The organism is Microbaculum mangrovi, from assembly GCF_051390635.1.
GTDB lineage: Bacteria > Pseudomonadota > Alphaproteobacteria > Rhizobiales > Tepidamorphaceae > Microbaculum.
Genome location: NZ_JBPODT010000001.1, coordinates 645,261 through 671,076 on the forward strand (window position 1 = coordinate 645,261; position 25,816 = coordinate 671,076).

Annotated in this window: 25 protein-coding genes and 1 pseudogene; 15 read left to right on the plus strand and 11 right to left on the minus strand. The window is 66.8% G+C overall.

Features of this window, described 5'->3' with window-relative positions; translation table 11 throughout:
- Nucleotides 1–8: 8 nt before the first annotated feature.
- The 3 genes from ACSF9G_RS03075 to ACSF9G_RS03085 all read right to left on the minus strand — a co-directional run bounded on the left by ACSF9G_RS03075 (nucleotide 9) and on the right by ACSF9G_RS03085 (nucleotide 2,486).
- Nucleotides 9–683, minus strand: coding sequence for a 4-carboxy-4-hydroxy-2-oxoadipate aldolase/oxaloacetate decarboxylase (locus ACSF9G_RS03075; protein ID WP_436638182.1), 675 nt, complete (start codon nucleotides 681–683; stop codon nucleotides 9–11).
- Entirely contained in the window at nucleotides 683–1,414 is a 732-nt protein-coding gene (locus ACSF9G_RS03080) for a PIG-L deacetylase family protein (RefSeq protein WP_436638184.1), read from the minus strand. The genes ACSF9G_RS03075 and ACSF9G_RS03080 overlap by 1 nt, the downstream gene beginning before the upstream one ends.
- Nucleotides 1,415–1,523: 109 nt before the next feature.
- Complete coding sequence (locus tag ACSF9G_RS03085; protein ID WP_436638186.1) at nucleotides 1,524–2,486, minus strand: catechol 2,3-dioxygenase; 963 nt, start codon at nucleotides 2,484–2,486, stop codon at nucleotides 1,524–1,526.
- 180 nt (nucleotides 2,487–2,666) lie between these two features.
- Between ACSF9G_RS03085 and ACSF9G_RS03090 the strand changes: the two genes are divergently transcribed.
- Complete coding sequence (locus tag ACSF9G_RS03090; RefSeq protein ID WP_436638188.1) at nucleotides 2,667–3,134, plus strand: MarR family winged helix-turn-helix transcriptional regulator; 468 nt, start codon at nucleotides 2,667–2,669, stop codon at nucleotides 3,132–3,134.
- 61 nt (nucleotides 3,135–3,195) lie between these two features.
- Here the strand turns inward: ACSF9G_RS03090 and ACSF9G_RS03095 are convergent, their stop codons facing one another.
- Entirely contained in the window at nucleotides 3,196–4,371 is a 1,176-nt protein-coding gene (locus ACSF9G_RS03095; protein WP_436638190.1) for a fumarylacetoacetate hydrolase family protein, read from the minus strand.
- 186 nt (nucleotides 4,372–4,557) lie between these two features.
- Between ACSF9G_RS03095 and ACSF9G_RS03100 the strand changes: the two genes are divergently transcribed.
- The gene (locus tag ACSF9G_RS03100; protein WP_436638192.1) at nucleotides 4,558–5,901 is read left to right on the plus strand and encodes an alpha/beta hydrolase; all 1,344 of its coding nucleotides are present in this window, start codon (nucleotides 4,558–4,560) and stop codon (nucleotides 5,899–5,901) included.
- 6 nt (nucleotides 5,902–5,907) lie between these two features.
- On the opposite strand, the gene ACSF9G_RS03105 is transcribed toward ACSF9G_RS03100, so the two are convergent.
- Nucleotides 5,908–6,810, minus strand: a complete 903-nt coding sequence (locus ACSF9G_RS03105; RefSeq protein ID WP_436638194.1) for a helix-turn-helix transcriptional regulator — start codon at nucleotides 6,808–6,810, stop codon at nucleotides 5,908–5,910.
- 254 nt (nucleotides 6,811–7,064) lie between these two features.
- Here ACSF9G_RS03105 and ACSF9G_RS03110 point away from each other — a divergent pair, with 254 nt between their 5' ends.
- The 9 genes and pseudogenes from ACSF9G_RS03110 (at nucleotide 7,065) to ACSF9G_RS03150 (ending at nucleotide 17,208) form a co-directional block, all read left to right on the plus strand.
- Nucleotides 7,065–8,516 carry an aldehyde dehydrogenase gene (locus ACSF9G_RS03110; RefSeq protein WP_436638196.1) on the plus strand — a complete coding sequence of 484 codons (1,452 nt, stop codon included), beginning with the start codon at nucleotides 7,065–7,067 and terminating at the stop codon, nucleotides 8,514–8,516.
- 55 nt (nucleotides 8,517–8,571) lie between these two features.
- Nucleotides 8,572–9,771 (plus strand): amino acid ABC transporter substrate-binding protein, encoded by a 1,200-nt coding sequence (locus ACSF9G_RS03115; RefSeq protein ID WP_436638198.1) that lies wholly within the window; start codon nucleotides 8,572–8,574, stop codon nucleotides 9,769–9,771.
- Between the two features lie 70 nt (nucleotides 9,772–9,841).
- The gene (locus ACSF9G_RS03120) at nucleotides 9,842–10,708 is read left to right on the plus strand and encodes a branched-chain amino acid ABC transporter permease (RefSeq protein WP_436638200.1); all 867 of its coding nucleotides are present in this window, start codon (nucleotides 9,842–9,844) and stop codon (nucleotides 10,706–10,708) included.
- Nucleotides 10,705–11,673 (plus strand): branched-chain amino acid ABC transporter permease, encoded by a 969-nt coding sequence (locus tag ACSF9G_RS03125; protein WP_436638217.1) that lies wholly within the window; start codon nucleotides 10,705–10,707, stop codon nucleotides 11,671–11,673. The genes ACSF9G_RS03120 and ACSF9G_RS03125 overlap by 4 nt, the downstream gene beginning before the upstream one ends.
- A complete protein-coding gene (locus tag ACSF9G_RS03130; protein ID WP_436639646.1) occupies nucleotides 11,670–12,458 on the plus strand; it encodes an ABC transporter ATP-binding protein in 789 nt (262 codons plus the stop codon). Before ACSF9G_RS03125 ends, ACSF9G_RS03130 begins: the two co-directional genes overlap by 4 nt.
- Nucleotides 12,451–13,167: pseudogene (locus ACSF9G_RS03135) on the plus strand (ABC transporter ATP-binding protein); the annotation flags it as partial. The gene ACSF9G_RS03130 and the pseudogene ACSF9G_RS03135, both read left to right, overlap by 8 nt.
- 621 nt (nucleotides 13,168–13,788) lie before the next feature.
- A complete protein-coding gene (locus tag ACSF9G_RS03140; RefSeq protein WP_436638222.1) occupies nucleotides 13,789–15,249 on the plus strand; it encodes an aldehyde dehydrogenase family protein in 1,461 nt (486 codons plus the stop codon).
- 163 nt (nucleotides 15,250–15,412) lie between these two features.
- Complete coding sequence (locus ACSF9G_RS03145; RefSeq protein ID WP_436638224.1) at nucleotides 15,413–16,342, plus strand: methylenetetrahydrofolate reductase; 930 nt, start codon at nucleotides 15,413–15,415, stop codon at nucleotides 16,340–16,342.
- Between the two features lie 137 nt (nucleotides 16,343–16,479).
- On the plus strand, nucleotides 16,480–17,208 hold the full coding sequence (locus tag ACSF9G_RS03150; RefSeq protein ID WP_436638226.1) for an SIMPL domain-containing protein: 729 nt from the start codon (nucleotides 16,480–16,482) through the stop codon (nucleotides 17,206–17,208).
- Between the two features lie 9 nt (nucleotides 17,209–17,217).
- On the opposite strand, the gene ACSF9G_RS03155 is transcribed toward ACSF9G_RS03150, so the two are convergent.
- The 5 genes from ACSF9G_RS03155 to ACSF9G_RS03175 all read right to left on the minus strand — a co-directional run bounded on the left by ACSF9G_RS03155 (nucleotide 17,218) and on the right by ACSF9G_RS03175 (nucleotide 21,226).
- On the minus strand, nucleotides 17,218–17,805 hold the full coding sequence (locus ACSF9G_RS03155; RefSeq protein ID WP_436638228.1) for a GNAT family N-acetyltransferase: 588 nt from the start codon (nucleotides 17,803–17,805) through the stop codon (nucleotides 17,218–17,220).
- Nucleotides 17,806–18,222, minus strand: a complete 417-nt coding sequence (locus ACSF9G_RS03160; protein WP_436638230.1) for a ketosteroid isomerase-related protein — start codon at nucleotides 18,220–18,222, stop codon at nucleotides 17,806–17,808.
- A 78-nt stretch (nucleotides 18,223–18,300) separates the two neighbouring features.
- On the minus strand, nucleotides 18,301–19,524 hold the full coding sequence (locus ACSF9G_RS03165) for a hypothetical protein (RefSeq protein WP_436638232.1): 1,224 nt from the start codon (nucleotides 19,522–19,524) through the stop codon (nucleotides 18,301–18,303).
- A gap of 465 nt (nucleotides 19,525–19,989) precedes the next feature.
- Nucleotides 19,990–20,472 carry a YtoQ family protein gene (locus tag ACSF9G_RS03170; RefSeq protein ID WP_436638234.1) on the minus strand — a complete coding sequence of 161 codons (483 nt, stop codon included), beginning with the start codon at nucleotides 20,470–20,472 and terminating at the stop codon, nucleotides 19,990–19,992.
- A 145-nt stretch (nucleotides 20,473–20,617) separates the two neighbouring features.
- Nucleotides 20,618–21,226, minus strand: a complete 609-nt coding sequence (locus ACSF9G_RS03175; protein ID WP_436638236.1) for a TetR/AcrR family transcriptional regulator — start codon at nucleotides 21,224–21,226, stop codon at nucleotides 20,618–20,620.
- 223 nt (nucleotides 21,227–21,449) lie between these two features.
- On the opposite strand from ACSF9G_RS03175, the gene ACSF9G_RS03180 reads away from it, so the two are divergent.
- The 4 genes from ACSF9G_RS03180 to ACSF9G_RS03195 all read left to right on the plus strand — a co-directional run bounded on the left by ACSF9G_RS03180 (nucleotide 21,450) and on the right by ACSF9G_RS03195 (nucleotide 23,664).
- Nucleotides 21,450–22,166 (plus strand): PspA/IM30 family protein, encoded by a 717-nt coding sequence (locus ACSF9G_RS03180; protein WP_436638238.1) that lies wholly within the window; start codon nucleotides 21,450–21,452, stop codon nucleotides 22,164–22,166.
- 42 nt (nucleotides 22,167–22,208) lie between these two features.
- On the plus strand, nucleotides 22,209–22,469 hold the full coding sequence (locus ACSF9G_RS03185; protein ID WP_436638240.1) for a hypothetical protein: 261 nt from the start codon (nucleotides 22,209–22,211) through the stop codon (nucleotides 22,467–22,469).
- Nucleotides 22,470–22,695: 226 nt separating this feature from the next.
- A complete protein-coding gene (locus ACSF9G_RS03190) occupies nucleotides 22,696–22,959 on the plus strand; it encodes a YiaA/YiaB family inner membrane protein (RefSeq protein ID WP_436638242.1) in 264 nt (87 codons plus the stop codon).
- A 102-nt stretch (nucleotides 22,960–23,061) separates the two neighbouring features.
- Complete coding sequence (locus ACSF9G_RS03195; protein WP_436638244.1) at nucleotides 23,062–23,664, plus strand: nucleoside deaminase; 603 nt, start codon at nucleotides 23,062–23,064, stop codon at nucleotides 23,662–23,664.
- Between the two features lie 62 nt (nucleotides 23,665–23,726).
- On the opposite strand, the gene rpoD is transcribed toward ACSF9G_RS03195, so the two are convergent.
- On the minus strand, nucleotides 23,727–25,751 hold the full coding sequence (rpoD, locus tag ACSF9G_RS03200) for an RNA polymerase sigma factor RpoD (protein ID WP_436638246.1): 2,025 nt from the start codon (nucleotides 25,749–25,751) through the stop codon (nucleotides 23,727–23,729).
- Between the last annotated feature and the right edge of the window lie 65 nt (nucleotides 25,752–25,816).

The following is a 25,816-nucleotide window of genomic DNA, read 5'->3' on the forward strand; positions in this document are numbered from 1 at the left end:
GGGGCCCCTCAGACATATTTCAGGCCCTTGGCCTTCAGGCGATCGCGGAAGCCGTAGATGTCGAGGCCGAGCTCGCCGGCCATCAGGCGCTTGCGCGTCTCCGCCTCTTTCGCTTCGCGCGCCCGCGACCGGGCGACGGCGTCGGGCACGGCCTCGCGTGTCACGACGCAGACGCCGTCATCATCGGCGACGATCGCGTCGCCGGCATTGATCAGCGCCCCCGCGCAGACGACCGGCACGTTCACCGAGCCCAGCGTCTCCTTGACGGTGCCATGCGCCGAAACCGCCTTAGACCAGACCGGGAAGCCGATCTCGGTGAGATCGCGCACATCGCGGCAGCCAGCGTCTATGATCAAACCCTGGACGCCGCGCGCCATCAGCGAACGGGCAAGCAGCTCGCCGAAATAGCCGTTGTCGCAGGGGCTCGTCGGCGCGACGACGAGGATGTCTCCCGTCCGGCACTGCTCGACGGCCACATGGATCATCCAGTTGTCGGCGGGCGGGATCGACACGGTCACCGCGGAGCCGGCGATCCGCGCGCCGGCATAGATCGGCCGCATGTAGGACGCCAGCATGCCGGCCCGCCCGATCGCCTCGTGAACGGTGGCGACGCCGCAATCGGCGAGTTCGGCGAGCTGGGCCGGGTCGGCGCGCTCGATGGTCTGGACGACGATACCGGACATCACAGTTCATCCACGGTTCGCGGGAATATCGACTGGAAGGCTTCGGCGTATTTCGCCTCGCGCCCGCCCGACTGTCCGCCGGAATTGCGACGAAACTGGTTGGCGCGGTTCTGGGCCACGTTGGTGTAGTAGTCCCAGAGATGCTGCTGGCCTTCCATGCACTCGATCGCCCGGCGCTTCCGGTCCCAGACCGGGGTGATGTCGAGGATCGTGTCGGGCTTCCAGCCGCACTGCTCGGTCTGGTGCGGCTCGAACAGGTAGAGCTGCGGCGCGCCGAGAACCGTCTCGCCCGGATTGTGCCCCCAGGCCTGCGCGATCATCCGGCACTCCAGCGCCATCTTCGTCGCATAGGGGTGATCGGTGTTGTAGGGATCGTCCATCGAATGCGACAGCATGAACGCCGGCTGCACCTTGCGGATGACGTCGACGAGCCGGTACTTCGCCTCCCGGTCCATCTCCAGCGGATAGTCGCCGAGGTCGAAGAACGCGATGTTATGGGCCTCGAGCGCCCTGGCGGCGGCTTCCGCCTCATTGCGGCGCGCGGCCTTCACATGTTCCAGCGTTGCGCCGTCCTGCTTCCACAGCTTGGCGCTCTCTCCCCGCTCGCCGAATGACAGGCAGACGATGGTGACGTCGTAGCCGCGCTGCTGGTGCAGGGCGATCGCACCGCCGCAGCGCCAGACGAAATCGGCGGAATGGGCGGAAATGACGAGGGCGGTCTTGCTGGCCATCCATGGCTCCCGGTGTCGACTACGCCGATATCTTCGCTCGCACGATCAGTTTGCAAAAGACGGAAACCCCATTTCCCGCCTGACGATCAGGGCATGTCCCGCACCTGCCCTACTCGACCGCCTCCGCCGGCGGCGTGCCGTGCGTGTGGAAGGACTCGATGGTCTTCAGGCCCCAGGCCTGGCCCTTCCTGCGCTCGGCTTCCGTCCACACGACCGGCTTCCAGTCCGGCCGCAGGATCAGCCGCGCGCCGGCATTGGCGACCTCCACGCGATTGCCGGCGGGCTCGTAGACATAGAGGAAGAAGGTGCCTTGGATCGCGTGCTTGTGCGGGCCGGTCTCGATGAAGACACCGTTCTCCAGGAAGATGTCGGCGGCGCGCAGCACGTCCTCGCGCTGGTCGACGGCATACGTGATGTGATGGAAACGCGCCGGGATGCCGGTGTGATCCTCGGTGAAGGCCACGTCATAGGACTTGTTGTTGACGGTGAACCAGCAGCCGCCGAGCCGGCCGGTGTCGAGCTGGATTATTTCGGTGACCCGGCTGCCGAGTGCCGTGACCATGAAGTCGCGGATCTTCGAGACGTCGGTCGCCAGCAGATTGAGGTGATCGAGCCGGCGCACGGCCACGCCGCGTCCGTGGTAGCGCTGGGCGATATTCTTCAGCGCCGGCTTCTCGGCCTCCGGCGGCACATAGTCGTTGGTATCGTAGTAGAGCTCGAAGACGTGGCCGTCCGGATCGTTGAAGCGAAACGCCCTGCCATGGCCGAGGTCGCCGTCGATCCAGCCGATACCGCAGCCCATGTCCTCGATCACCTTAACGCGCCGCTCCAGCGCCTGCGGCGAAGACGTGCGGTAGGCCACGTGGCCCATGCCCGTCGCCTTCGAGGCGGTGAGCTTGAGCGTGTGGAACTCGTAGTCGTCCCAGGCACGCAAATAGACGGAATCGCCGTCGCGGCCGCTTTCGGTCAGACCGTAGACGTTGACGAAGAAATCGAGACTTTCCTCGGGCTTGTTCGTGAAGAGCTCGACATGGCCGAGATGGGCGACGTCGAAACAGGGTTCGGTTGCCATGGGCGTTTCCGTCATCTGATCGTCTTCATTCGCGTTCGCCGTCGTCGCGGGCCATACCCGGTCGAACGTGCGCGCTAGTAGGATAACCCAACTATCGCGACCGCGGGCCTCTCCGGGCAAGCAAATTTACAAAGCAAACAATACATTTTGCAAAGCATACGCCTTTGCTAAACTGCACCGATGAAATTCGAACGCAGCGAATCCGCCGGCTATCTCGCCAACCTGATGGGGCGCCTGTTCACCAAGGCTCTCCAGAAGGCCGTCGAGCCCTATGGCCTCGCCCCGGCCCAGTTCACCACCATGGTGGAGATCTGGCGCGATCCCGGCGTCACCCAGCGCCTGCTGGTCGAACGCCTCGGCGTGGAACAGGGGACGATGACGAATACCCTGTCGCGCATGGAGCGGGACGGTCTTATCCTCCGCCGCCCGCACGAGACGGATGGCCGCGCCCAGACACTGCACCTGACCGACAAGGCGAAGGCCGTGCTCGAGCCGGCGATCATGGGCGCCATCGACGCCAACGAGGCGGCACTGGGTTGCCTGTCGGCGGACGAGCGCGAACGGTTTCTCGCCATGATGATGCGGGTGATCGACGCTCTGCGCGACCACGTCGGTCAGGATACGAGCGTCCAGTCTCGCCCACGGTGAAGCCGACTGCACCACCGTCGCGGCCGCCGATCCCGGCGGTCTGCACGCCGGGCCACCGTTCCTAGAGCAGCCGCCGCTTCGCCAGATTGCGCATCAGCGCGGCCGTTCCGAATGTCCACGGCTCGGCGTCCGCGCAGTGCACCACCCGGTTCGACAGCCGCCCGAGCCGCGCCGCGCCGATCGTGACCACGTCGCCGATCTTGTGCGTGAAGCCCTGGCCGGGCCGGTCGCGGTCCTCGATCGGCGCGAACATGGTGCCGAGATAGAGCACGAAACCGTCCGGATACTGGTGGTTCTCGCCGATCGTCTGGCCGACGATATCGGCCGGGTCGCGGCTGATCCGGCTCATGTCGCTCATCCCCTCGAGACGGAACCCGTCCTCGCCGACCACCTCCAGCGAGATGGTCGCCGAGCGGACGTCGTCGAGGCTGAAGGATGCGTCGAACAGGCGGATGAAGGGCCCCAGCGAGGCGCTGGCATTGTTGTCCTTGGCCTTCGACAGCAGCAGCGCCGAGCGGCCCTCGAAATCGCGCAGATTGACGTCGTTGCCGAGGCAGGCGCCGACGATCCCGCCCCGGCTGGAGACCGCCAGCACCACTTCCGGCTCCGGATTATTCCAGGTGGAGCGCGGATGGATACCGATCTCGGCCAGATGGCCGACCGCGGACATCGGCTGCGCCTTGGAGAAAACCTCGGCGTCCGGGCCGATTCCGACTTCCAGATACTGCGACCAGGCCTGTTTCTCGATCAGATAGGCCTTCAGCGCCATCGCCTGCTCGGAACCGGGCTGCAATGTCGACAGATCCTGCCCGATCGTTTCGGTGATCATGGTACGGATCTCGGCGGCGCGTTCGGGCTTGCCGGCGGCCTGCTCCTCGATCACCCGTTCCAGCATGCTGACGGCGAAGGTGACGCCGGCCGCCTTCACCGCCTGCAGGTCGACCGGGGCGATCAGCCACGGCTTGGCGGGATCACGCCGGTCGCGCGGCGCGTTGGCTAGGACGTCGGCTAAGTCGCCAAGACGTTCACCTTGGGTCGCCTTCGCGAGCGCCGCCGGGTCGGGGTCCTCGCAGAGATCGCGCATCGTCGCCGCGGACGCCGAAATATCCACGACCGCCCCGTCGCGAACCACCACCACCGACGGTCCCCCGACATCGGGTCGCCAGACACGCCCCACCAGAACGGCGCTGTCGGCGTCCTCCGGCAGGGCGAATATCGTTGACGTATCGAGGCTCATCTGTCCCTCCCCCATTTTCTTCTGGGACTACCGATAGCATCGGCGACGCGGCGCGGCGAGCCGTCCCGATCCGGCGCGGGCGGGGGACCGTTTCGAGTCGAGCATGGCGACAGCGGCGCCAAAACCGGATATAGAAACTCGCGCGCCGACTAAATTGTCCAGGCTCCGGCGGCGGGATCGCGTTGCATGTTTTTTGGTTCGAGTTCGCAGAAAGCACCGTTCGCACGGCCCTTCGGCGGCGTCGCAGTCGTGCTGGCGCTGACGGTGCTGGCGGCCGGCTGCGACAGGCGCGCGACCGGCGTTCTGGAACCGTTTCCCGAGCCGGTCTACGGGACCGAGCGGGTCGAAATCCTCGTCGCCACCACCCGCAGCGCCGAAGATACGCAACCCGCGCTGATGTTTTCGGGCAACCGCGGCGACCAGATGGCCTATGCCGACCTCACCATCTCGATCCCGCCCGACGACAACCGCACGGTCGGCGAGGTTCAGTGGCCGCGACGTCTGCCGGGCGATCCGCAGCGCGATTTCGTCACTGTCGGTTCCGAATACATCGATCAGGAAACGGCAAGAACCCGGTTCAACGACAGGGTGGCGAAAACCCCGGATCGCCACGTGCTGGTCTTCGTCCACGGCTATAACAATCGTTTCGAGGACGCCGTCTACCGCTTCGCGCAGATCGTCCACGACTCCGACGCCGACGTGGTGCCGGTGCTGTTCACCTGGCCGTCGCGCGGCAACCTGCTCTCCTACACCTACGACCGGGAGAGCACGAACTACTCGCGCGACGCGCTGGAGGACTTTCTGGCCCGGCTCGCCCGCGACAAGTCGGTGTCCAGCATCTCGATCCTCGCCCATTCGATGGGCAACTGGCTGACGCTCGAATCCCTGCGCCAGATGGCGATCCGCAACGGCCATATCACGACCAAGATCGGAGACGTCATGCTGGCAGCGCCGGATGTCGACGTCGACGTGTTCCGCACCCAGGTCGCCGCCTTCGGCGAGCCGCGCCCGCGCTTCACCCTGTTCGTCTCGCAGAAGGACCAGGCGCTGAAATTCTCGCGCCGCCTATGGGGCAGCACCGACCGCCTCGGCGCCATCGATCCGAACGACCCGCGCTATCGCGACGAACTCTCCCGCGAACGCATCGCCGTCGTCGACCTCACCAACGAGAAGACCAGCGACCGGATGAACCACGCGACCTTCGCCGAGAGCCCGCAGGCCGTGCATCTGATCGGCCGGCAGCTCGCCGCCGGGCAGGATCTCAACACGTTCGAGCCCGGCGTCGGCGACCACATCGGGCAGTTCGCGACGACGACCGGCGCAAACATCGGCGCCGCCGCCGGCCTGCTGGTCACCGCCCCCGTCGCCGTCTTCGACCAGAGAACGCGGGAGACCTACGACGACCGCGTCAACGATTTCGGCCAGTCCGTCAGCGACAGCCTGCAGATAGACGGCGACCCGGCCGATGTCGCCGGCACGCCCGACAAGACGACCGGCGACGCCGAGCAGACGACAATCTCCAGCCAGTGAGGCCGATCACGGCCAGTCGGCGAAGCTCGCCGGCGATCCGGCGATCGTCTCCGGATCGGACGAAGCCATCATCCTTCGGTATTGGCCCGGCGTCAGGCCGGTGGTGCGCTTGAAGAAGTGCGAGAAATGCGCCGGATCGCGAAACCCGAGTGAGTGGCTGAGTTGCTCGATGGTCAGCGTCGAGCGCTCGAGCCGCAGCCCCGCCTCGCGCGCCAGCCGCTCCGCGATCAGCGCCTTCGGCCCCTTGCCGAGCGACGCGGTGCACATGGCGTGCAGCCGGTCGCGCGAGATACCCAGCGTCCCGGCATAGCGGGCGACCGTCCAGTGGTCGCGGAAATGCATCTCGACGAGCTGCCGGAACCGCTGCAGCACCCCGGATTTCTCGCCGCGACCGCGCATTGCCGGCGCCTCGACGCCGGAGATCCGCAGCATCGAGACCAGCACGATCCGCACATGGGCCGCGATCAGCATCGGCGACCCGCTCTGCGGCTGGCGCAACTCGCGCAGGATCGCCTCGAAGGCGCGCACGATGTCCACGGAAAGCGCGCGCTGACCGGCGAGCGAAAGCTGGAAGTTGCGGTCGACCATGTAGCGCAGGCTGACCGACTCCGGCTCGTCGCCGATCGCCTCGACCAGCACCGCATTGCCGATGCCGCCCAGGAAGCCGGTGGCGCCGGCCCCCGCCCTCAGCCGCGCGGGCCGCGCATTGCCGAGCCACAGGATCGCGGGCGCGGAGAACGGGTAAGCCGTGCCGTCCGTCTCGGCCTCGCCTTCGCCGTCGGCCAGCAGGACGATCTGCCGGGCCGCCGCCGCGGCCTCGCGGTTCAGCGACCAATGCCGTGCCTGCAGGCCGCTTTCGATGCGTTCGGCCCGGATCGGGACGGAGGCTGATGCCGCTTGCAGCGCCATGCTCGGCTCATTTTGCAAGTTTAAGGTCGTTTTTTATAGATCTGTCCGGCCTCAATTGCCAGATATTCGCAAGAGATCCCGACATATCTGCATTTTAAACCAGCTAACGCCTTCTATGGTTGAAGATAAGGCGACACCGGCACAAGCGGCACGAGACCGCACTGCTGAAAAGATCACGAAAAACGCCTGCCCCGGACTATGCGACGACGAGACAATCGCGGCCGGGATCGGGAGACCGGGAGGACAGACGGGAGATGCTCGACGCGGCCCTCCTCATCCGCAACGAAAGCGTCGCGGCCTCGGACGCCGCGACCTTCGAGCGCGTCAATCCGATCACCGGCGCGGTCGCGACCCGCGCCGCCGCCGCCAGCGTCGAGGACGCCGTCCACGCCGCCAATGTCGCTGCCTCCGCCTTTCCTGCCTGGTCCGGCCTCGGCCCGAACGCGCGCCGCGAGACGCTGAACCGCGTCGCCGACCTGATCCTGACCCGCATCGACGATTTCGCCGGGGCGATGACGGCCGAGACCGGCGCGACGCGCGGCTGGGGCGAATACAACTGCCGCCTGGCGGCGTCGATCGTGCGCGAAGCCGCCGCCATGACCACCCAGCTCGCCGGCGAGGTAATCCCCGCCGACAAATCCGGCTCGTTCTCCATGGCGGTTCGCCAGCCCTGTGGCGTCGTGCTGTCGCTGGCGCCCTGGAACGCGCCGATCGTGCTCGGCGTGCGCGCCGCCGCCTGGCCGCTGGCCTGCGGCAACACCGTCATTCTCAAGGCCTCGGAGCTGTGCCCGCGCACCCACGGCCTGATCGGCGCGGTGTTCCAGGAGGCGGGCCTGCCGGCCGGCGCCCTCAACGTCGTCAGCAACGCGCCCGACGACGCCGACCGCATCGTCGAGGCACTCATCGCCCATCCCGCCGTCCGCCGCGTCAATTTCACCGGCTCGACCCGCGTCGGCCGCATCATCGCCGAGACCTGCGCCCGCCACCTGAAACGCTGCCTGCTGGAGCTTTCCGGCAAGGCGCCGCTGATCGTTCTCGACGACGCCGATCTCGACGAGGCCGTCGACGCCGCCGTGTTCGGCGCGTTCTTCCACCAGGGCCAGATCTGCATGTCGACGGAGCGCATCATCGTCGACGAGACGGTCGCCGAGGCGTTCCTGACCCGTTTCAAGGCGCGCGCCCTGGCCATCCGCGCCGGCGATCCGTCCGATCCCGCCTGCCAGCTCGGTTCGATGATCACCGAACAGGCCGCGATCCGCGTCAAGGGGTTGATCGACGACGCGGTGCGCAAGGGCGCCCGGCTGGTCGCCGGCGGCAGCCAGCACGGCGTCTTCGTCGATCCGACGATCCTCGCCGACGTGATCCCGACCATGCGCATCTACTACGAGGAATCCTTCGGCCCCGTCGCCTCGGTCATCCGCGTCGCCGACGAGGCGGAGGCCGTGTCTGTCGCCAACGACACCGAATACGGGCTCGCCGCCGCCGTCTTCGGCCGCGACATCGCCCGCGCGCTCAAGGTGGCGCAGAAGATCGAGTCCGGCATCTGCCACATCAACGCGCCGACCATCCACGACGAAGCGCAGATGCCCTTCGGCGGCATCAAGGCGTCCGGCTACGGCCGCTTCGGCGGCAAGGCCGGCATCGACGAGTTCACGGAACTGCGCTGGATCACCATCCAGACGGAACCGCAACACTACCCGATCTGAACGGTCGGATCGGGCAACGAAAACGGAAAAGCCGTTTACGACCAGGGAGGACATCATGAAACGCAGAGACATCCTCAAGATCGCCGGCGCCGCGCTGGTGGCCGGCGGCCTGGCGGCCGGGAACGCCGCCGCCCAGGACGCCATCAAGATCGGCGCCAGCGCCCCCAAGACCGGCCCGCTCGCCGGCGGCGCCGCGGTCACCCATTGGCCGGCGCTGCAGCTCTGGGTCCACAACGTCAACGAAAAGGGCGGCATCAAGGTCGGCGACAAGCAGATGAAGGTCGAGCTGATCGAGTATGACGACCGCACCTCGGGCGAGGAGGCGGTGAAGAACATCCAGCGCCTCGCCACCGTCGACAAGGCCGACTTCATCGTCGCGCCCTATGGCACCGGCCTGAACCTCGCCACCGCGCCGCTGTTCGCCAAGTACGGCTACCCGCAGATCGCCGTCACCGCGGTGTCCGACAAGGTCGACGAGTCGGCCGCGCGCTGGCCGAACTCGTTCTGGACGCTGGGCACCTCGACGGCCTTCGCTGAGTCGGTCGCCGACGTCCTGACCACGCTCAAGGACGCCGGCGCCATCGGCAACAAGGTCGCCGTCGTCAACGTCGCCGACGCCTTCGGCATCGAGCTCGCCAATGCCGGCAAGCCGGCGCTGGAGAAGGCCGGTTTCGAGATCGTCTATGACTCCTCCTATCCGCTCGGCACCCAGGACCTCGCCCCGGTCATCAGCGAGGCCAAGAACGCCGATCCGGACGCCTTCATCGCCTTCTCCTATCCGCCCGACACCTTCGGCCTGACGGACCAGGCCAAGATCGCCGGCCTCGACGTCGGCGCCTTCTATGTCGGCGTCGCCACCGCCTTCCCGGCCTATGCCGGCAAGTTCGGCGCCTCGGCCGAGGGCGTTCTCGGCGCCGGCGGCGTCAATCCCGACACCGAGGCGATGCAGGCCTGGTACAAGCAGCACCAGGAGGTCACCGGCGTCGGCGCCGACTACTGGGCGAGCCCGGTGATGTATTCGAGCCTTCAGGTCCTCGAGCAGGCCATCGAGCGCGCCGGCACGCTGGACAAGGCCAAGGTCATCGAGCAGCTCACCAACGGCTCGTTCGACACGATCATGGGCGGCATGACCTTCGACGGCAACGTCAACCGGACGTTCTGGACCGTCGGCCAGTGGAAGGACGGCCAGTTCCACGGCGTCGCCTCGACCGGCCTCGACGGCGCGGTCGCGCCGGTGGCCAAGACGGGCTGGTAAGCGCCTTTAACACTCCCTCATCCGGCGCGGGGTATACTCCGCGCCGGGTGTCCGGAACCGGAAAGGCCCGATGGAAATCGTTGTAACCGGCGTACTCCTGAGCGGGACCTACGCGCTCATCGCCCTGGGGCTGACGCTCCAGTACGGCGTCGCGCGCATCATGAACCTGGCCACCGGCGAGACGCTGGTCGCCGCCTGCTTCGGCGCGTTCTGGTTCTTCTCCGCCCTGCACATCAATCCGATCGCGAGCCTCGGATTCGTCGCCCCCGCCGCCTTCGTGATCAACTGGTTCGTCTATGCGCTGCTGCTGCGCCCGCTGGTGACGCGCGCCAGCAACCGCGGCCAGCTCGAGGTCGACTCGATCCTGGCCACCTTCGGCCTGATGTTCCTGTTCCAGGGCCTGATGCTGCTCGGCTTCGGCGGCGAATACTTCAGCTACGCCTTCCTCGCCGAGCCCTTCGACATCTTCGGCAGCCCCTTCGGGCTCAACCGCGTCGTCGCCTTCGTCGCCGCCGTGGCGCTCGCCGGCGCCCTCTACCTGTTCCTCTACCACACCCGCTACGGCACCGCCGTGCGCGCCGTCGCCGTCGATCCGGTCTCCGCCGGCCTCGTCGCCATCGACGTCGCCAGGGCCTCGGCCTTCGCCTTCGCGCTCGGCGGCGCGCTGACCGCGGCCGCCGGCGGGCTGTTGTCGACCTTCTATACGTTCAACGCCTCGATGGGCGTGGTCTTCACCATGAAGGCGCTGATCATCGTAATCATGGGCGGCGTCGGCGACGTCCGCGGCGCGGTGCTCGCCGCCCTGATCCTCGGCGTCGCCGAGACCGCGGTGGCGAGCCTGATCGACCCCGGCCTGACGCTGGCGGCGACCTACTTCCTGTTCGTCCTGACCCTGCTGTTCCGGCCGCAGGGCATCTTCGGAAGGAAGCAGGCATGAGCCGGCCGGAGCCCCACGAGATCGGCATCGGGCTGCTGGCCGCGCTGGCATTCGCCGGCATCGCCTGCCTGCCGCTGTTCGACGACGGCTACTACCTGTCGCTCGGCGTCAACATCGTCATGTACGCGGCCCTGTGCACCGCCTGGACGCTGTTTTCGGGACCGACCCACTACATCTCGCTCGCCACCGCCGCCTTCTTCGGCATCGGCGCCTACACCGTCGGCATCGGCGTCGAGTCGGTGCCGTTCTGGATGCTGGTGGCGATCGCCGCCGTCCTGTCGGGTTTCGTCGCCGCCCTCGTCGGGCTGGCGACGCTCAGGCTGTCGGGCGTCTATTTCGTCATCTTCACCCTCGGCCTGGCCGAACTGATCCGTCAGATCGTCACCTGGGTGCAGACCAACTTCACCACCGGCATCGGACTCTACGTCTTCACCGAGTTCACCGAGACGCACATCTTCTGGATGCTGTTGGCGCTCACCGCCGCGATCTTCCTGACCGGCTGGGCGATCAACCGCTCCCGCCTCGGCTTCGCCATGCGCATCATCGGCAACGACGAGACGGTCGCCGCCCATGTCGGCATCGACACCGCGCGGGCGAAGGTGCTGCTGTTCGTCGTCTCGGGCGCCTTCATCGGCGTCGTCGGCGCGATCCTCGCCCCGCGCTTCGCCTATATCGAGCCGCCCTCGGCCTTCAATCCGATGATCTCCTTCCAGGTGGTGATCATGGCGCTGCTCGGCGGCACCAGGCGACTTTGGGGCCCGCTCGTCGGCGTCATCCCCTTCACCATCGTCTTCGACGCGGTCTCGGCGCAGTTTCCCAACCACACGTCGATCCTGATGGGCCTCGCCTTCCTGGCGGTCGTCTACCTGATCCCCAACGGCATCACCGGCTGGATCGAAACCGCCTACGCCCGGCTCAGGGGCGGCGCGGCGCAGCCGGCCGGAAAGACGCGGTGGATCGCATGACGCCCGCGCTCGCCCCGAAGACCAGCCCGAACACCGGCCCGAACGCCGGCCCGCGTCCCAAGGCGCTACTCGCCATCGCCGGTGCCCGCAAGGCGTTCGGCGGCCTCGTCGCCGTCAACGACGTCAGCTTCGACGTCATGCCCTGCGAGCTGCTCGGCCTGATCGGCCCGAACGGCTCCGGCAAGACGACCATGCTGAACCTGATTTCCGGCGCGCTGAAGCCCACCGCCGGCGCGATCACGCTCGACGGCAAACGCATCTCCGGCCTGCCCGCCCACGCCATCGCCCGGGCCGGCGTCGCCCGCACCTTCCAGCTCGTCCGCGTCCTGCCCTCGCTCAGCGTCGAGGACAACGTCGTCGCCGGCGCGGTGTTCGGCCACCGCCAGTCCTGGGGCGGGGAGGCTCGCGACCGCGCCCGCCACCTGCTCGACCGGGTCGGTCTCGCCGGACGCGGCGACACACCGACGACGGCGCTCACCTATATCGACCAGAAGCGGCTCGAGCTCGCCCGCGCGCTCGCCGGCGACCCGCGCGTGCTCCTGCTCGACGAATGGCTCGCCGGCCTCAACCCGAGCGAGTTGAAGACCGGCATCGAGCTGGTCGCCGCGCTGCGCGAGGAAGGGCGCACCATCGTCATGGTGGAGCACGTGATGGACGCGATCCGATCGCTCTGCGACCGCTGCGTCGTCATGAACACCGGCAGAACAATCGCCGACGGCAGCGTCGAGGACGTTCTGTCGGATCCGGAGGTCGTCCGCGCCTATCTGGGGGAGTCCGATGCTTGAGACCAAGGCCCTGTCCGTCTTCTACGGCCGTCACAAGGCGCTCGAGACCGTCTCGGTGCATGTGCGCAAGGGCGAGATCTGCGTCGTGCTGGGGGCCAACGGCGCCGGCAAGTCGACGCTGTTGAAGGCGATCGCGGGCATGGTCGTGCCCGCGCCCGGCTCGGCCATCGCGATGGACGACCGGCCGATCGCCGGACTGAGTCCCGCCGAGATCGTCGAGCGCGGCATCGCGCTGGTGCCGGAAGGCCGCGGCATCTTCGGCGACCTGACCGTCCTGGAGAACCTGACGCTGGGCGCCTATGCCCGCCGCGCCCGCGCCGAGGAAAGCGCCAATCTCAGCCGCGTTTTCGCGCTGTTTCCCCGCCTCGCCGAGCGCCGCGGCCAGATCGCCCGCACCATGTCCGGCGGCGAGCAGCAGATGGTGGCCATCGGCCGCGCGCTGATGAGCCGTCCCGACATCCTGATGCTGGACGAGCCCTCGCTCGGCCTGTCGCCGCTTCTGTGCACGGAGCTGTTCAGGACGCTCAAGGCCATCGGCGAGACCGGCGCCGGCATCCTGCTGGTCGAGCAGAACGCCAGGCAGAGCCTCGCCATCGCCGACCGCGGCTACCTTCTGGAAAACGGCCACATCGTCGGCGAGGATGCGGCGGCCGCGCTCGCCGGCGATCCCGCCGTGCGCCGCGCCTATCTGGGCGGGGCGGCGGAAGCCGAACCGGCAGTGCAACCGCGCGGAGAACCCGTCGCCATCGCCCCCTCGCCGACGGCGCAGGACCTGTCGCGGATGGCCGGCGACCTCGCCCGGCGCGCCGCCGACATCCAGTCCGCCCATATCGCCAGCCTACGCGCGGTGAGCGCCGCGGCCGCGCAGCAAAATCCGGACGCGAAGGCCCTCGCCGGCATGGCCGCCGACCTGGCCAGGCGGGCCACCGAGATCCACGCCGCCCATATCCGCGCGCGGCGGGCGGCGGAGACGGACAAGACCGCAGATCAGGCGCCGGCCAGCCCACCGGCCGCCCCACCGGGCAACCAACCGGGCGCCCCGGGCGACGTCAGCGCGCTGAGCCGCATGGCCGCCGAGCTGGCCGACCGGGCCAGCGAAATTCACGCGGCCCACATAAGGGCGCGCAGGGCCAAGGGATGAAGACGCTGGCCACGAGCACGCGAGACGGCCCCATGGGTCCTGGATCAGGTCCAGGACGCGCCTTTGTTTTCGAGGCGCGGCCAAGCCTCACGAACAGCCGTGTGTCCTGGACCTGATCCAGGACCCATTGCAACCGCAGCCGGGAAGAAGGCGGCGGAAACCAACGAAACACGTACCAGGGAGACGACGATGGCGAGAGTATTCGAAGGCATGTACATCGCGGGCGGTTGGTCGACGGCCCCGTCGACCTTCGCCGACTACAACCCGTCCGACGGCGCGGTCTGGGCCCAGGTGCCCGATGCCGGCGTCACCGAGGCCCGCGCCGCGATCGAGGCCGCCCAGGCCGCCTTTCCGGCCTGGTCCGAGCTGCCCTTCACCAAGCGCGCCCACTACATGCTGAAGGTGGCCGAGGTCTTCGAGAAGCGGCAGATGGAGATCGTCGAGGCGCTGCAGGCCGAGGGCGGCGGCTGGTTCGGCAAGGGCATGTTCGAGACCGGATACGTGCCGGAGATCTTCCATGCCGCCGCGGCCGCCAACTACCAGTCGGTCGGCGAGGTGCTGCCGTCGGAATACGGCAAGATGTCGATGGCGGTGCGCCGCGCCATGGGCGTCGTCTCGGTGATCAGCCCGTGGAACTTCCCGGTGCTTTTGACCGCGCGCGGCCTGGCCTTTCCGATCGCCGCCGGCAACACGGTGGTGCTGAAGCCCTCCGAGGAAACGCCCTATTGCGGCGGCCTGCTGTTCGCCGAGGTGTTCGAGGAAGCCGGCGTGCCGGAAGGCGTCCTCAACGTCGTCACCTGCTCGCGCGACAAGGTGCGGGAGGTCGGCGACGAGCTGATCGAGAACCCCTACGTCAAGGGCATCTCGTTCACCGGTTCGACCGCCGTCGGCCGCCAGGTGGCGGCCAAGGCCGGCGCGCACCTGAAGAAATGCTGCGTCGAGCTCGGCGGCAAGGATTCCCTCATCGTCTGCGACGACGCCGACATGGAACGCGCCACCCAGGCCGCCAATTTCGGCGCGTTCATGCATCAGGGCCAGATCTGCATGTCCGTAGAGAAGGTGCTGGTCCACGAGAAGATCTTCGACCAGTTCCTGGCGAAGTTCGTCGAGCGCGCCGCCAGGCTCGGCGTCGGCGATCCGACCAAGGACAAGGGCAACATCATCGGTCCGCTAATTAACGACAAGCAGGTCGACAAGGTGCGCGCGCAGCTGGAGGACGCGCTGGCCAAGGGCGCCGAGATCGCCCTCGGCGGCAAGATCGAGGGCCGCTTCGTCGAGCCGACGATCCTGACCGGCGTCACGCCCGGCATGAAGATCTATGACGAAGAGACCTTCGGCCCGGTCGTGCCGGTGATCCCGTTCCGGACCGACGAGGAGGCCATCCGCATCGCCAACGATACGGAATACGGCCTGTCGGCGGGGGTGATGACCGGGGACGAGAGCCGCGGGCTCGCGATCGCCGGGCGGCTCGACACCGGCAACTGCCACGTCAACTGCTCCTCGGTGAACGACGAGCCGCACGTGCCCTTCGGCGGCCTCAAGGCCTCGGGCGTCGGCAAGCACGGCGGGCGCTGGTCGATGGAGACCTTCACCGAGACTCGCTGGATCACGCTCGATCGCGGTGGCCGGCCCTACCCGCCGATGTTCTAAGCACGAGCGGCGATCGGTATCCGCCCGGTGATCGCGAGGTCGCCGGGCGCTTTCTTTCCGGGACAGGCTTGATCGAACCGCTGCCGCGGGCTTGGTTAGTCACATCCAAGACGCGCCGGCGGACCGGTCGCAACGACACCAGAACTGGAAGGGACCCGCCGGCATGGCCGAGGCAGCAGACCACAAGAGCAATCTCCAGGCCGTGCTGGAGGCCGGCCATTTCGCCATCACCGCCGAGCTGGTTCCCCCGGCGGCGACGGACCCGCGCCTGCTGCTCGACAAGGCGATGCCGCTGAAGGGGCTCGCCGACGCCGTCAACGTGACCGACGGGGCCGGCGCCCGGTCGCACATGTGCTCGCTCGCCTCCGCCGCGCTGCTGGCCGGCGCCGGCATCGAGCCAGTGATGCAGATGACCTGCCGCGATCGCAACCGCATCGCCATCCAGAGCGACCTGATGGGCGCCGCCGCCCTCGGCATCCGGAACCTTTTGATCCTGCGTGGAGACGATCCCACGGCCGGCGACCAGCCGGACGCCAAGCCGGTCTTCGATCTCGATTCGCGCGGCCTCACCGAGACCGTCATCAGCATCCGCGACCGCCACCAACTGCCGTCGGGCCGCGAGGTGAAGGGCGACGCCCGGTTCTTCATCGGCGCCGCCGACATGCCGATCGACCCGGCCCCGGACTGGACGCCGGACGGCCTGGCGGCGAAGGTCGCCGGCGGCGCCCAGTTCGTCCAGACACAGTTCTGCATGGACCCCGAGGTCGTGCGCCGCTACGTGACCCGCCTGGCTGACCACGGGCTGACCGAGAAAGTGCATGTCCTGATCGGCGTCGCCCCCCTCGCCTCCGCCCGTTCGGCCATCTGGATGCGCGACAAGCTGTTCGGCGTCACCATGCCGGAGTGGATCGTCGAGCGCATGGAACGGGCCGCCGACCCGAAGGCCGAAGGCCGCACGATCTGCGTCGAGCTGCTGCAGCAGCTTGCCGGGATCGACGGGGTCGCCGGCGCCCATATCATGGCACCGCTCAACGAGGCCTCGATCCCAGAGGTGATCGAGCGGTCCGGCCTGATCCGCGGCCGCGCGGCCTGATCCGGTCCGAAACCGTGCCCAATCGACGGATTTAACGCTTCGTTAACCACAGTTTTCCGATAACGGCGCCGTATTGCGGTCTCAATTAGGTGGGCAAGGTCGCCGCCAACATTGAGACCCGCAACGGAAAGGATCCGATGCATCTTACCGTCATCCTGAGGGCCGGCCTGGTCGCCGGCGCGATCGCCACCGCCGCGCTGATGGCCCGCCCGGTGCACGCCGAAGAAGCCCCCCGCCCGACCCTGTCGCTGGCCGGCACCGGCGAGATCCTCGCCACGCCCGACATGGCCTTGATTCAATCCGGTGTCGTCACCGAAGCGGAGACCGCCCGCGCGGCGCTCGACGCCAACAACGAAGCGATCGCCGCCGTGATCGCGGCAATGAAAGAGGCCGGCATCGAGGCCAGGGACATCCAGACCTCCGGGTTCAGCGTACAGCCCCGCTTCCACTTTCCGAAGAACGGCGACGACACGGAGTCGCCGAGGATCATCGGCTACTCGGTGACCAACGCGGTTACCGTCAGGGTGCGCGATCTCGACACGCTCGGCAGCGTACTCGACAAGGCCGTCACCGTCGGCGCCAACCGGATCAACGGTATCAATTTCGTCGTCTCCGACGCCGACAAGCGCCTCGACGAGGCCCGCGGCCTCGCCATTGCCGATGCGACCCGCAAGGCCCGGATCTATGCCGACGCCGCCGGCGTCAACCTGTCGCGTGTCCAGTCGATCTCCGAGGCCGGCGGCTACGCGCCGGCGCCGCGCAAGGCTATGATGATGCGTGCCGAATCCGCCCCCGCGGTACCCGTGGAGGCCGGCGAGCAGTCGCTCAGCGTCAATGTCAGCGTGACCTGGGAAATCAACGAGTAAGGCGCGGCGCTACAGCGCCCGCGTCCAGAACTGCATCGGCTTGTCGGTCTCGGCCTCTGCGCCGATATCCGTCCAGGAGAACCGGCCGACAAGACCGTCGACCTTGCCGTAACCACGTTTCGTCCAGAACGCGTCGAGCGGGCTGTAGCCCGCCGGCCGCATCGGATGCTCCTCGGGCCGGATAACCGCGCAGAAGGTCGCGTAGTCGAGCCCGAGCGCGCGGGCATGCGCCTCCCGGCCATCGAAGAACCGGTGCCCGATGCCCAGCCCGCGATAGGCCGGGTCCAGCACGGACTCGCCGAAATAGCAGAACCGCGAGACATCCATTCCGGCGTCCTCGAAGGGCTTGCGGAACGCCGCCACCTCGCCGGCGAGCGGGGCGCAGGTTGCCGCGCCCACCAGCTTGCCGCCGTCCGTCGCCGCCACGACGGCGGCGCCGGGGATCGCGACGAAATCGCCGATATAGCGCGCCTCGTAGGCGCGATCGCCCGCGTAGAGATAGGGAAAGTCGCGGAAGACCGAGATCCGCAGGCGGGCCAAGCCATCGACGATCGGGGCGACGCCCGCTCCCGTCAGCGTCGTGATCTCGACGCACACCTACGCCTCCACCTGGGCGATCCAGTCCTTCAGGTTGTAGTAGGCGGTGACGCGGACGATACGGTTGTTCTCGATTTCGAAGAAGGCGCCCGCCGGCAGCCGATAGGTCTGGCCCCGCGCCTCCGGCAACCCCTCGTCCGTCACCTGATAGGCGCCGAGGACGGTGAACTCGGCGGCGGCGCGCGCCCCGTCGTCCGTGGCCATCACCAGGAGATCCACAGCCTGCTCACTGTAGCAGCGGTTTATGTGGGCGAGGAATTCGCGAAACGCTTCCCTGCCCACGCGCCGCTGCCCCTGGTTCACGTCGTGGACGACGTGATCGCCAAGGCAGTCGAGCATCCCATCGACATTGCCGGTGTTGAAGGCCCTGTAGTAGCGGGCGACGAGATCCACGGTCTTGGTCTGGGCATCGGTCATGGCGCTGTTAGGCCGCAATCGGGACGCGCCGTCAAGCGCGCCGCTCCGCGCGGCGATCCGCCATGACCGACAGGGCGGCTAGTGCCTGAACAGGCGATCCAGAGGCGCTTCCTCGGCGGCCGCCTTCGGCCGCGACAGGTGGAACTCGGCGTGGTACCAGCCCTCCGCCTCCTTGCCGCTCGGATCGACGTTGATCGCGGCGAGATTGTCGAGGACCCGGGATTCTTCGTCGGCCGAGGCGAACCGCCTCTGGCGGAAGGTGCCGGACAGCTTCTCGGTGACGTAACCGTACTCACTGAGCAGGTCGTCGTACGGCTCGTAGGGGAACATGCGAAGCACGAAATGCGCCATCCAGGGCGGATTGCCGTTGCCGGCCTCGATGATCTTCTTCAGGGTCGGCTGCCTGGCATAGCCGATACACCCGGTCGAGATGACCAGATCGGCCTCGGCGACCGGGTCCGCCGCGGTTTCCGGCAGGGCGCCCGTCTCCAGGTTCGCCGCGATGCCGCCATCCAGCATCTGCGTCTCAACCGCATAGTCGATCGCCTTATCGGCAACGTCCAGGCCGAAAATCTCCAGGTCGGGATCGGCCGGGTTGTCCGTATAGAAGTTCCGGTCGCGCGCGATCAGGATGTCGCGGTCGAGATCCGCCGTCCCGGCGCCCGCATACCGGCTGTAGAGATCGTCCATGCTGAGGCCGTGCTTGAGGATGGCGGCGTTGACGCCATAGGAGCAGCCCAGATCGACGAGGTTCAACGGCTGGGTTTCGCCGGTTTCGCGCAGGGCCGCGATCACCTGCCGGAAGACGGGAGCCGCCTCGCCGGGGATCGAATAATCGAACGCTTGAAGTGCAGAAAAATACGGCCTCGGGTCCGGCTCGTTATAGACATGATCAAGTACAATTTTTCCTGTCTTATCTAATTCTACCATTTTATCCCCCATAATAATTCGTTTTACCTCCTGATTGATAGACAAGAATCTCCCCCGCGGAGAGCGATAACACTCCGCGCCGAGACAGAAATCTTTGGTTGGACGCACCTCATATAGGCCGATCGTGACACGATTGCAAATCACGACAGGAATTGTCCGGATTTCGACATCCGCGGCCGCGCGCAAGGTGCGGGATTCCGGCTTTGTGGGCGCGAAAAACGCCAGCGGCGTCCGGACCGGGGAAATCCGGGACGCCGCTGCGAGATCCGGTTCGGCGCCGCGTAGGAGGAAGGGCGGCAACGAACCCGTCGGCGTCAGCGGAAGCGTTTGGCGAGACGAGAACGCGGGGGACAGCGGGGTGTCAGTCGACACCGCCGGTTCCGACCGGGATTGGATCCCAGCGACGGACAACGAGGTTGGGGGCCCTCGTCGCCCTACGGAAACCGGCGGCGCCTTCTAAAGTCCCGTCTGCGACGCTAATACCGCGACCGACGGGAGTTACTTTCGCTGCCATACGTTTCAGCTGCACGGCCGGCAGCAAAAAAAAGTGTTTCGAATGTTTCAGATCGTCACAAGGCGAAAAAAACGGAATGCAGCGTTCCCCTCAGGGGAACTATGGCCGACCCAAGATCGCGGCTTGATGACCGATGGTTCCGGCACGAACGCAAAATCGGCCCAAAATACAGCGAATCCAGCGTGATTTCCGGCTTATCCGGATCAACACCCCCTTGCCCCGAGGGAAGAGGTCTCGCTGGTTTTTGGTAATACGAGAACAATTCGGAGCCGCCTTCGCGCCCTCACGCCCCCCGCATGCGCGGATCCGGAATGGCCCGACGGCTATTCGGCCGCCTGCTGCTGGTCGGTATAGCCGTCCAGGGCACCGTCGATAACGTAACGAAGCAAGGCCACCACCTGCTCCGGCGTCTCGGCGACGGCTGACGCCGCCGCGTCGATCTCCTTCAGCGCGTGCTGGTGCTCGGGCGGGTGCACGATGATCAGCGGCTTGCCCAGCGCCGCGGCGTAGCCCGCGTCGAAGGCCGCGTTCCACTGCTTGTACTTGTCGCCGAACCGCACGACGACGACATCGGCGCCGCCGATCAGGGTTCGGGTGCGGATCGCGTTGAGCCGCGCGCCCTTCTGGTCGTGCCAGAACTTGTCGGGCTCGCTTCCCAGGATCGCCACGCCGCAATCGTCGGACGCCTCGTGATCGGTCACCGGCGCGGTGAAGGCGACGTCGAGGCCGGCGGCCTGCGCCCCCTCGACGATGCGCTCGCGCCAATCGGTATGGATCTCGCCGGAAAGATATACGCGCCAGGTCATGGAAAGCCTCCTTTGATAGACGTCAGGGGGTAGCACGGGCGCGGGACCGGCGACAAACCGCGCCGACGTCAAAGGTGCCGTTCGCTTTCGTGGTGCCTGTGGGTGGGGCAGTCGTTCCAGCCTTTTTCAGGTCCGGCCAGCCCCTTCAGGCCCTGTCCAGCCCCTTCAGAAACGTGCTGATCAGCATGTCGACCTGCCGCCAGATCTCCGTCTCCCCGTCCAAGCGGCCGCGCCGCGCGTAGCCGGCGGTGACGATGCCGTGCACGCTCGCCCAAAGGGCGTGCGCGGCGACGTTGCGCCGTTCATCGTCGCCGCCGAGCGGCGTGGCGCGCAGCACATCGCCGATGATCCCGAACAGGAGATCGAAGCGGTCCGCGTACCAATCCGGCTGGTCGGAAAGCGGAATGCGGGCGTTCAGGGCAAGCAGCGCCTGCCAGTGGCGGGTGTTGGCTCGGACGAAGTCGAAATAGGTGCGGGCCAGGCCGATCAGAAGCGCGCGCACATCGGTAACCCCGGCTTGCCGCATCTCGGCCATAACCGTCTCGCTGGCCGCGCCGAGCGCGTCGAGCAGCTTCAGATTGACCGCCCTCTGAAGATCGTCGAGGTCGCCGAAGATATTGTAGATCGTACCGACCGAGACCCCGACTTCCTTGGCGACGGCGCGGGCCTTGAGCCCCTCGCCGCCTTCCGCCGCCATCAGCTGGCCGGCGACCTCAAGGGCGCGCTCGCGCACCTCAGTCTTGTTCAGTGTCATGTTCTGCCTCCCGGCTCCGCCTCCGGATGCCGCCGCTCAAAACGACGCCCGCCGGGGGCGCGAAGAGCCCGGAGCGGTCCGCCGCGATTCGGTTCCGTAACCGTTCATTAATCATAACCACCAGTCTTTGAACATAGTTCAAAACAGTTCTTGAACGACATTCAAAATAGGATATGGTGCATTTGTGAACATTGTTCAAATCTATGAGCCAAGGGAGGCAATCATGTTGAACCTGTTCAAGACGCTGATGTCCGGCGCCGGTGCCCGGGCCGAGGCGAAACTGAAAGACCACTACGCGGTCGATCTAATCGGCCAGAAAATCCGCGAGGCGGAGGCCTCGCTCTCGGCCGCCAAGGAGACCCTCGCATCGATCATCCTGCGCGAGCGGGCGCAAAAACGGTCGGTTGAAACCTTGAACGGCCAGATACGGGATCTGGAGGAACGCACGCGCCAGGCCCTGGACGCCGGCGACAAGAAGCACGCCCATGACGGCGCCGCGGCCATCGCCGAGCTTGAGAACGAGCGCGAGGTGCGTGTCGTCACACACAGGAGCCTTGAAGAGAAGATCAAGCGGATGCGCCTTTCCATCGAAAAGGCTCACCGCCGCGTCGTCGACCTCAAGCAGGGACAGATCACCGCACAGGCGATCGATGCCGAAAGGAAGGCGCAGCGCAAGCTGAACCGGTCGATCGGCAACACGACTCCGATCCGTGAGGCAGAGGACCTGATCGAGCAGGTCATCGCCCGCGACGACCCGTTCGAGGAGAGCGGCATTCTCGACGAGATCGAGGCGGAGCTCAGCCACGACGGGGTCAAGGACCGCATGGCCGCCGCCGGCTTCGGTCCGCAGGACAAGGTCCGGGCCGACGACGTCCTCGCCCGTCTCAAGGGCAAGGCCGGGAAGGCCCCTGAAGCAAAGGCCGGCGAGACGGCCGCCTGATCACAACCAGATCCATCGAACCAAGACACGAGGACTGAAACGATGAACCGCAATCAGATCTATATCACCTTCAACGGCGCCGCCGTGGTCGTTGCCTACTTCATGCTGGCCCTGTCGGTCTGGCTCGCCCCGGTCGACCTGTCCACCAAGGGCTACTGGGGCATGGGCGTCCTGCTCCTGACCGCCGCCCTCGTCAACTTCGTCAAGCTGCGCATCGACGAGGTCGTCAGCGATGACGTCGCCACCAAGCTGGAGAAGGCGCGCAACGAGAAGCTGATCAGCGAGTACGTCGCAAAGGCGTAGGCCCCCGCTTCGCCGGCACTCCCCGCGCGGGCGAAGTAGAAGGCTCCCCGCGCCCCATCATCGCGCGGGGAGCCGTTTTCCACTCCCCCGTCGTCCCGCCCCCGGTAGGACGTCATTAACCAGATTGCACGCAAAAGCTGCAATTCCCGTAATTAGTAACAAATTCTTGCTACACGTATAGCGATCATCCACGACACGCATATGCTGCATATGAGGAAAGCACCCGATGTCCAAGAACCATGCTTACATCGTGTTCAATGGCGCAGCGGTCGTCGTTGCCTACTTGATGCTCGCCTTGTCGGTCTGGCTCGCCCCGGTCGACCTGTCCACCAAGGGCTACTGGGGAATGGGCGTTTTGCTCCTGACCGCCGCCCTGGTGAACTTCGTGAAGTTCCGCACGGACGACATGGTCGCCGAGCAGCTCGCCTCCAAGATCGAGAAGGCGCGCAACGAGAAGCTGATCAACGAGTACGTCGGCAAGGAGGCCTGACCGTCGCCCTACCCCAGCGATGACGAAACAGAAAGCCCTCCGCTCCTGAACGGGGGGCTTTTTGCTATCGTGTCGGCAAGCACAACGCGGAGGCCGACCGACATGACCGGCAAGACCGACCACACCTGCTGCGGCCCGACCCGCCGGCAGCTCGCTCGCATCGTCACCGGGGCGGCGGGAACCGCCGCGACTCTGGCTCCTGCCCTGCTGGCCCCGGTCCTGCTGAAGCCGCGATCCGCCAGCGCCGGGGCCGTCGAGCAGCCGGCCCGGCCGGAGGACGAAACCTTCATGCGACAGGCGGTCGACCTGGCCGCGAGCAACAAGAAGCGGTTTGCCGCCGTGATCGCAAAGGACGGCACGGTGATCGCGCGCGGCTTCAATCCCGGTCGCAGCGCCGGCGTCCCGCGCGACCCGACGGCGCACGGCGAGATGGTCGCAATCCGCACCTGCATCGCCGAGCACGGCGCCGAGGCGATGCGCGGCGCGACGCTCTATACGACGGGCGAGCCCTGCCCGATGTGCATGGGCGCGATCGTCTGGTGCGGCTTCGGCCGCGTCGCCTACGGCGTCTCTATCGACTGGCTGTCGACCAGGATGCACCAGATCATGGTCCCCTCCGCCGAGATCGCCGCGCAGGCGCCGTTCCGCACGATCGAGATCACCGGCGGCGTTCTGCTCGACGAGACGAAGGCGCTGTTCGGGTAGGGAAACGACAAACGGCGGGCACTTGGCCCGCCGTCTTCTAAGTCCGGTCCTGGAAGCCCGCCTCAGTTGTCGAGGAAGCTCCGGAGCTTCCGCGAGCGGCTCGGGTGCTTCAGCTTTCTGAGCGCCTTGGCCTCGATCTGGCGGATGCGTTCGCGCGTCACCGAGAACTGCTGGCCGACTTCCTCCAGCGTGTGGTCGGTGTTCATGCCGATGCCGAAGCGCATGCGCAGCACGCGCTCCTCGCGCGGGGTAAGCGAGGCGAGCACGCGCGTGGTGGTCTCGCGCAGGTTCGCCTGGATCGCCGCGTCGATCGGCAGGACGGCGTTCTTGTCCTCGATGAAGTCGCCGAGATGGCTGTCTTCCTCGTCGCCGATCGGCGTCTCGAGAGAGATCGGCTCCTTGGCAATCTTGAGAACTTTCCGCACCTTTTCCAGCGGCATGGCCAGCTTTTCGGCCAGTTCCTCCGGCGTCGGCTCGCGGCCGATCTCGTGCAGCATCTGGCGGGAGGTGCGGACGATCTTGTTGATCGTCTCGATCATGTGCACCGGGATGCGGATGGTGCGCGCCTGGTCGGCGATCGAGCGGGTGATCGCCTGGCGGATCCACCACGTGGCGTAGGTGGAGAACTTGTAGCCGCGGCGGTACTCGAACTTGTCGACCGCCTTCATCAAGCCGATGTTGCCTTCCTGGATCAGGTCCAGGAACTGCAGGCCGCGGTTCGTGTACTTCTTGGCGATCGAGATGACGAGGCGCAGGTTGGCCTCCACCATCTCCTTCTTGGCGATGCGGGCCTCGCGCTCGCCCTTCTGCACCATGTGGACGATGCGGCGGAACTCGCCGATCTCCAGGCCGGTCTCGGTGGCGAGCTGCTGGATCGCCGAGCGGATGTCCTTCGCCGTGTCCTTCTCGGAGGCGATGAAGTCCTTCCAGCCCCTGGCGCCGAGATTGGCGACGCGGCGGATCCAGTGCGGGTCGAGCTCGTGATCGCGGTACTGCTTGAGGAAGTCCTCGCGGTCGACGCCGTAGGATTCGGCGAGACGCAACAGCCGGCCCTCGTAGCCGAGAAGGCGCCGGTTGATGTCGTAGAGCTGCTCGACCAGGGCGTCGATGCGCTGCTGGTTCAGCGACAGGCTCTTCACCTCGACGACGATCTCTTCCTTGAGCTTCTTGTAGCGGCGTTCCTGGCTCGGCGAGAGATTGGCGTTCTTCAGCCGGTTCTCGACGTGCTGGTCCTGCAGCTTGCGCAGCTTCTTGTAGTTCGAGGCGATCGTGTCGAAGGTCTCGACCACCTGAGGCTTCAGCTCCGCCTCCATGGCGGCCAGCGACATGTTGGCCTCGTATTCGTCGTCGTCGTCGTCGCCGTCGCCCTCGCCTTCGGAGCTCTCGGTCGCCTCGCCGTTGGCCACGGCCCCGCCGTTGCCCTTGGCGGCGGGCTTTTCGGTTTCGTCCTTCGCCGCGTCCTGGACGTTGTTGTTGTCGGCGGCCGGCGCCTTGGCATCCGGGCCGGCATAGGTCGCTTCGAGGTCGATGATGTCGCGCAGCAGGATCTTGCCGTCGTTGAGCTCGTCGCGCCAGATGATGATGGCCTGGAAGGTCAGCGGGCTCTCGCAGAGACCGGCGATCATCGCCTCGCGGCCGGCCTCGATGCGCTTGGCGATAGCGATCTCGCCCTCGCGTGACAACAGCTCGACCGAGCCCATCTCGCGCAGGTACATGCGGACGGGATCGTCGGTGCGGTCGGCGGGCTCGGACTTCGCGGCCGTGGTGGCGACCGCGGTGCGCGGGGCTACGACCAGCTCTCCGCCTTCCTCCTCGTCGCCCGAGTCGTCGTTCTCCTCGGCTTCCTCGTTCTCGATGACGTTGATGCCCATGTCGGAGAGCATCGCCATCGTGTCCTCGATTTGCTCGGAGGTGACTTCCTCGGAAGGAAGCACCTGATTGAGCTCTTCATAGGTCACGTAGCCGCGCTTTTTGGCGGCCTTTATCATCTTCTTGACCGCGGCATCCGAAAGGTCGAGCAACGGGCCGTCCGGCGCGTCTGCCTGCTGTTCCGGAGCCTCTTCCGCCTTCTTCGCGGTAGTCGCCATGTAGTTGTCTCCCGACAAAGGGTCCCGGATGACAAAGGGGACCGGACGATTGCCTTGTCGGCCAG

Bases quoted from the DNA above. Each gene is read 5' to 3' on its own strand.
- ACSF9G_RS03075 (WP_436638182.1), bottom strand. From the start codon at position 683: ATGTCCGGTATCGTCGTCCAGACCATCGAGCGCGCCGACCCGGCCCAG.
- ACSF9G_RS03080 (WP_436638184.1), bottom strand. From the start codon at position 1,414: ATGGCCAGCAAGACCGCCCTCGTCATTTCCGCCCATTCCGCCGATTTC.
- ACSF9G_RS03085 (WP_436638186.1), bottom strand. From the start codon at position 2,486: ATGGCAACCGAACCCTGTTTCGACGTCGCCCATCTCGGCCATGTCGAG.
- ACSF9G_RS03090 (WP_436638188.1), top strand. From the start codon at position 2,667: ATGAAATTCGAACGCAGCGAATCCGCCGGCTATCTCGCCAACCTGATG.
- ACSF9G_RS03095 (WP_436638190.1), bottom strand. From the start codon at position 4,371: ATGAGCCTCGATACGTCAACGATATTCGCCCTGCCGGAGGACGCCGAC.
- ACSF9G_RS03100 (WP_436638192.1), top strand. From the start codon at position 4,558: ATGTTTTTTGGTTCGAGTTCGCAGAAAGCACCGTTCGCACGGCCCTTC.
- ACSF9G_RS03105 (WP_436638194.1), bottom strand. From the start codon at position 6,810: ATGGCGCTGCAAGCGGCATCAGCCTCCGTCCCGATCCGGGCCGAACGC.
- ACSF9G_RS03110 (WP_436638196.1), top strand. From the start codon at position 7,065: ATGCTCGACGCGGCCCTCCTCATCCGCAACGAAAGCGTCGCGGCCTCG.
- ACSF9G_RS03115 (WP_436638198.1), top strand. From the start codon at position 8,572: ATGAAACGCAGAGACATCCTCAAGATCGCCGGCGCCGCGCTGGTGGCC.
- ACSF9G_RS03120 (WP_436638200.1), top strand. From the start codon at position 9,842: ATGGAAATCGTTGTAACCGGCGTACTCCTGAGCGGGACCTACGCGCTC.
- ACSF9G_RS03125 (WP_436638217.1), top strand. From the start codon at position 10,705: ATGAGCCGGCCGGAGCCCCACGAGATCGGCATCGGGCTGCTGGCCGCG.
- ACSF9G_RS03130 (WP_436639646.1), top strand. From the start codon at position 11,670: ATGACGCCCGCGCTCGCCCCGAAGACCAGCCCGAACACCGGCCCGAAC.
- ACSF9G_RS03140 (WP_436638222.1), top strand. From the start codon at position 13,789: ATGGCGAGAGTATTCGAAGGCATGTACATCGCGGGCGGTTGGTCGACG.
- ACSF9G_RS03145 (WP_436638224.1), top strand. From the start codon at position 15,413: ATGGCCGAGGCAGCAGACCACAAGAGCAATCTCCAGGCCGTGCTGGAG.
- ACSF9G_RS03150 (WP_436638226.1), top strand. From the start codon at position 16,480: ATGCATCTTACCGTCATCCTGAGGGCCGGCCTGGTCGCCGGCGCGATC.
- ACSF9G_RS03160 (WP_436638230.1), bottom strand. From the start codon at position 18,222: ATGACCGATGCCCAGACCAAGACCGTGGATCTCGTCGCCCGCTACTAC.
- ACSF9G_RS03170 (WP_436638234.1), bottom strand. From the start codon at position 20,472: ATGACCTGGCGCGTATATCTTTCCGGCGAGATCCATACCGATTGGCGC.
- ACSF9G_RS03175 (WP_436638236.1), bottom strand. From the start codon at position 21,226: ATGACACTGAACAAGACTGAGGTGCGCGAGCGCGCCCTTGAGGTCGCC.
- ACSF9G_RS03180 (WP_436638238.1), top strand. From the start codon at position 21,450: ATGTTGAACCTGTTCAAGACGCTGATGTCCGGCGCCGGTGCCCGGGCC.
- ACSF9G_RS03185 (WP_436638240.1), top strand. From the start codon at position 22,209: ATGAACCGCAATCAGATCTATATCACCTTCAACGGCGCCGCCGTGGTC.
- ACSF9G_RS03190 (WP_436638242.1), top strand. From the start codon at position 22,696: ATGTCCAAGAACCATGCTTACATCGTGTTCAATGGCGCAGCGGTCGTC.
- ACSF9G_RS03195 (WP_436638244.1), top strand. From the start codon at position 23,062: ATGACCGGCAAGACCGACCACACCTGCTGCGGCCCGACCCGCCGGCAG.
- rpoD (WP_436638246.1), bottom strand. From the start codon at position 25,751: ATGGCGACTACCGCGAAGAAGGCGGAAGAGGCTCCGGAACAGCAGGCA.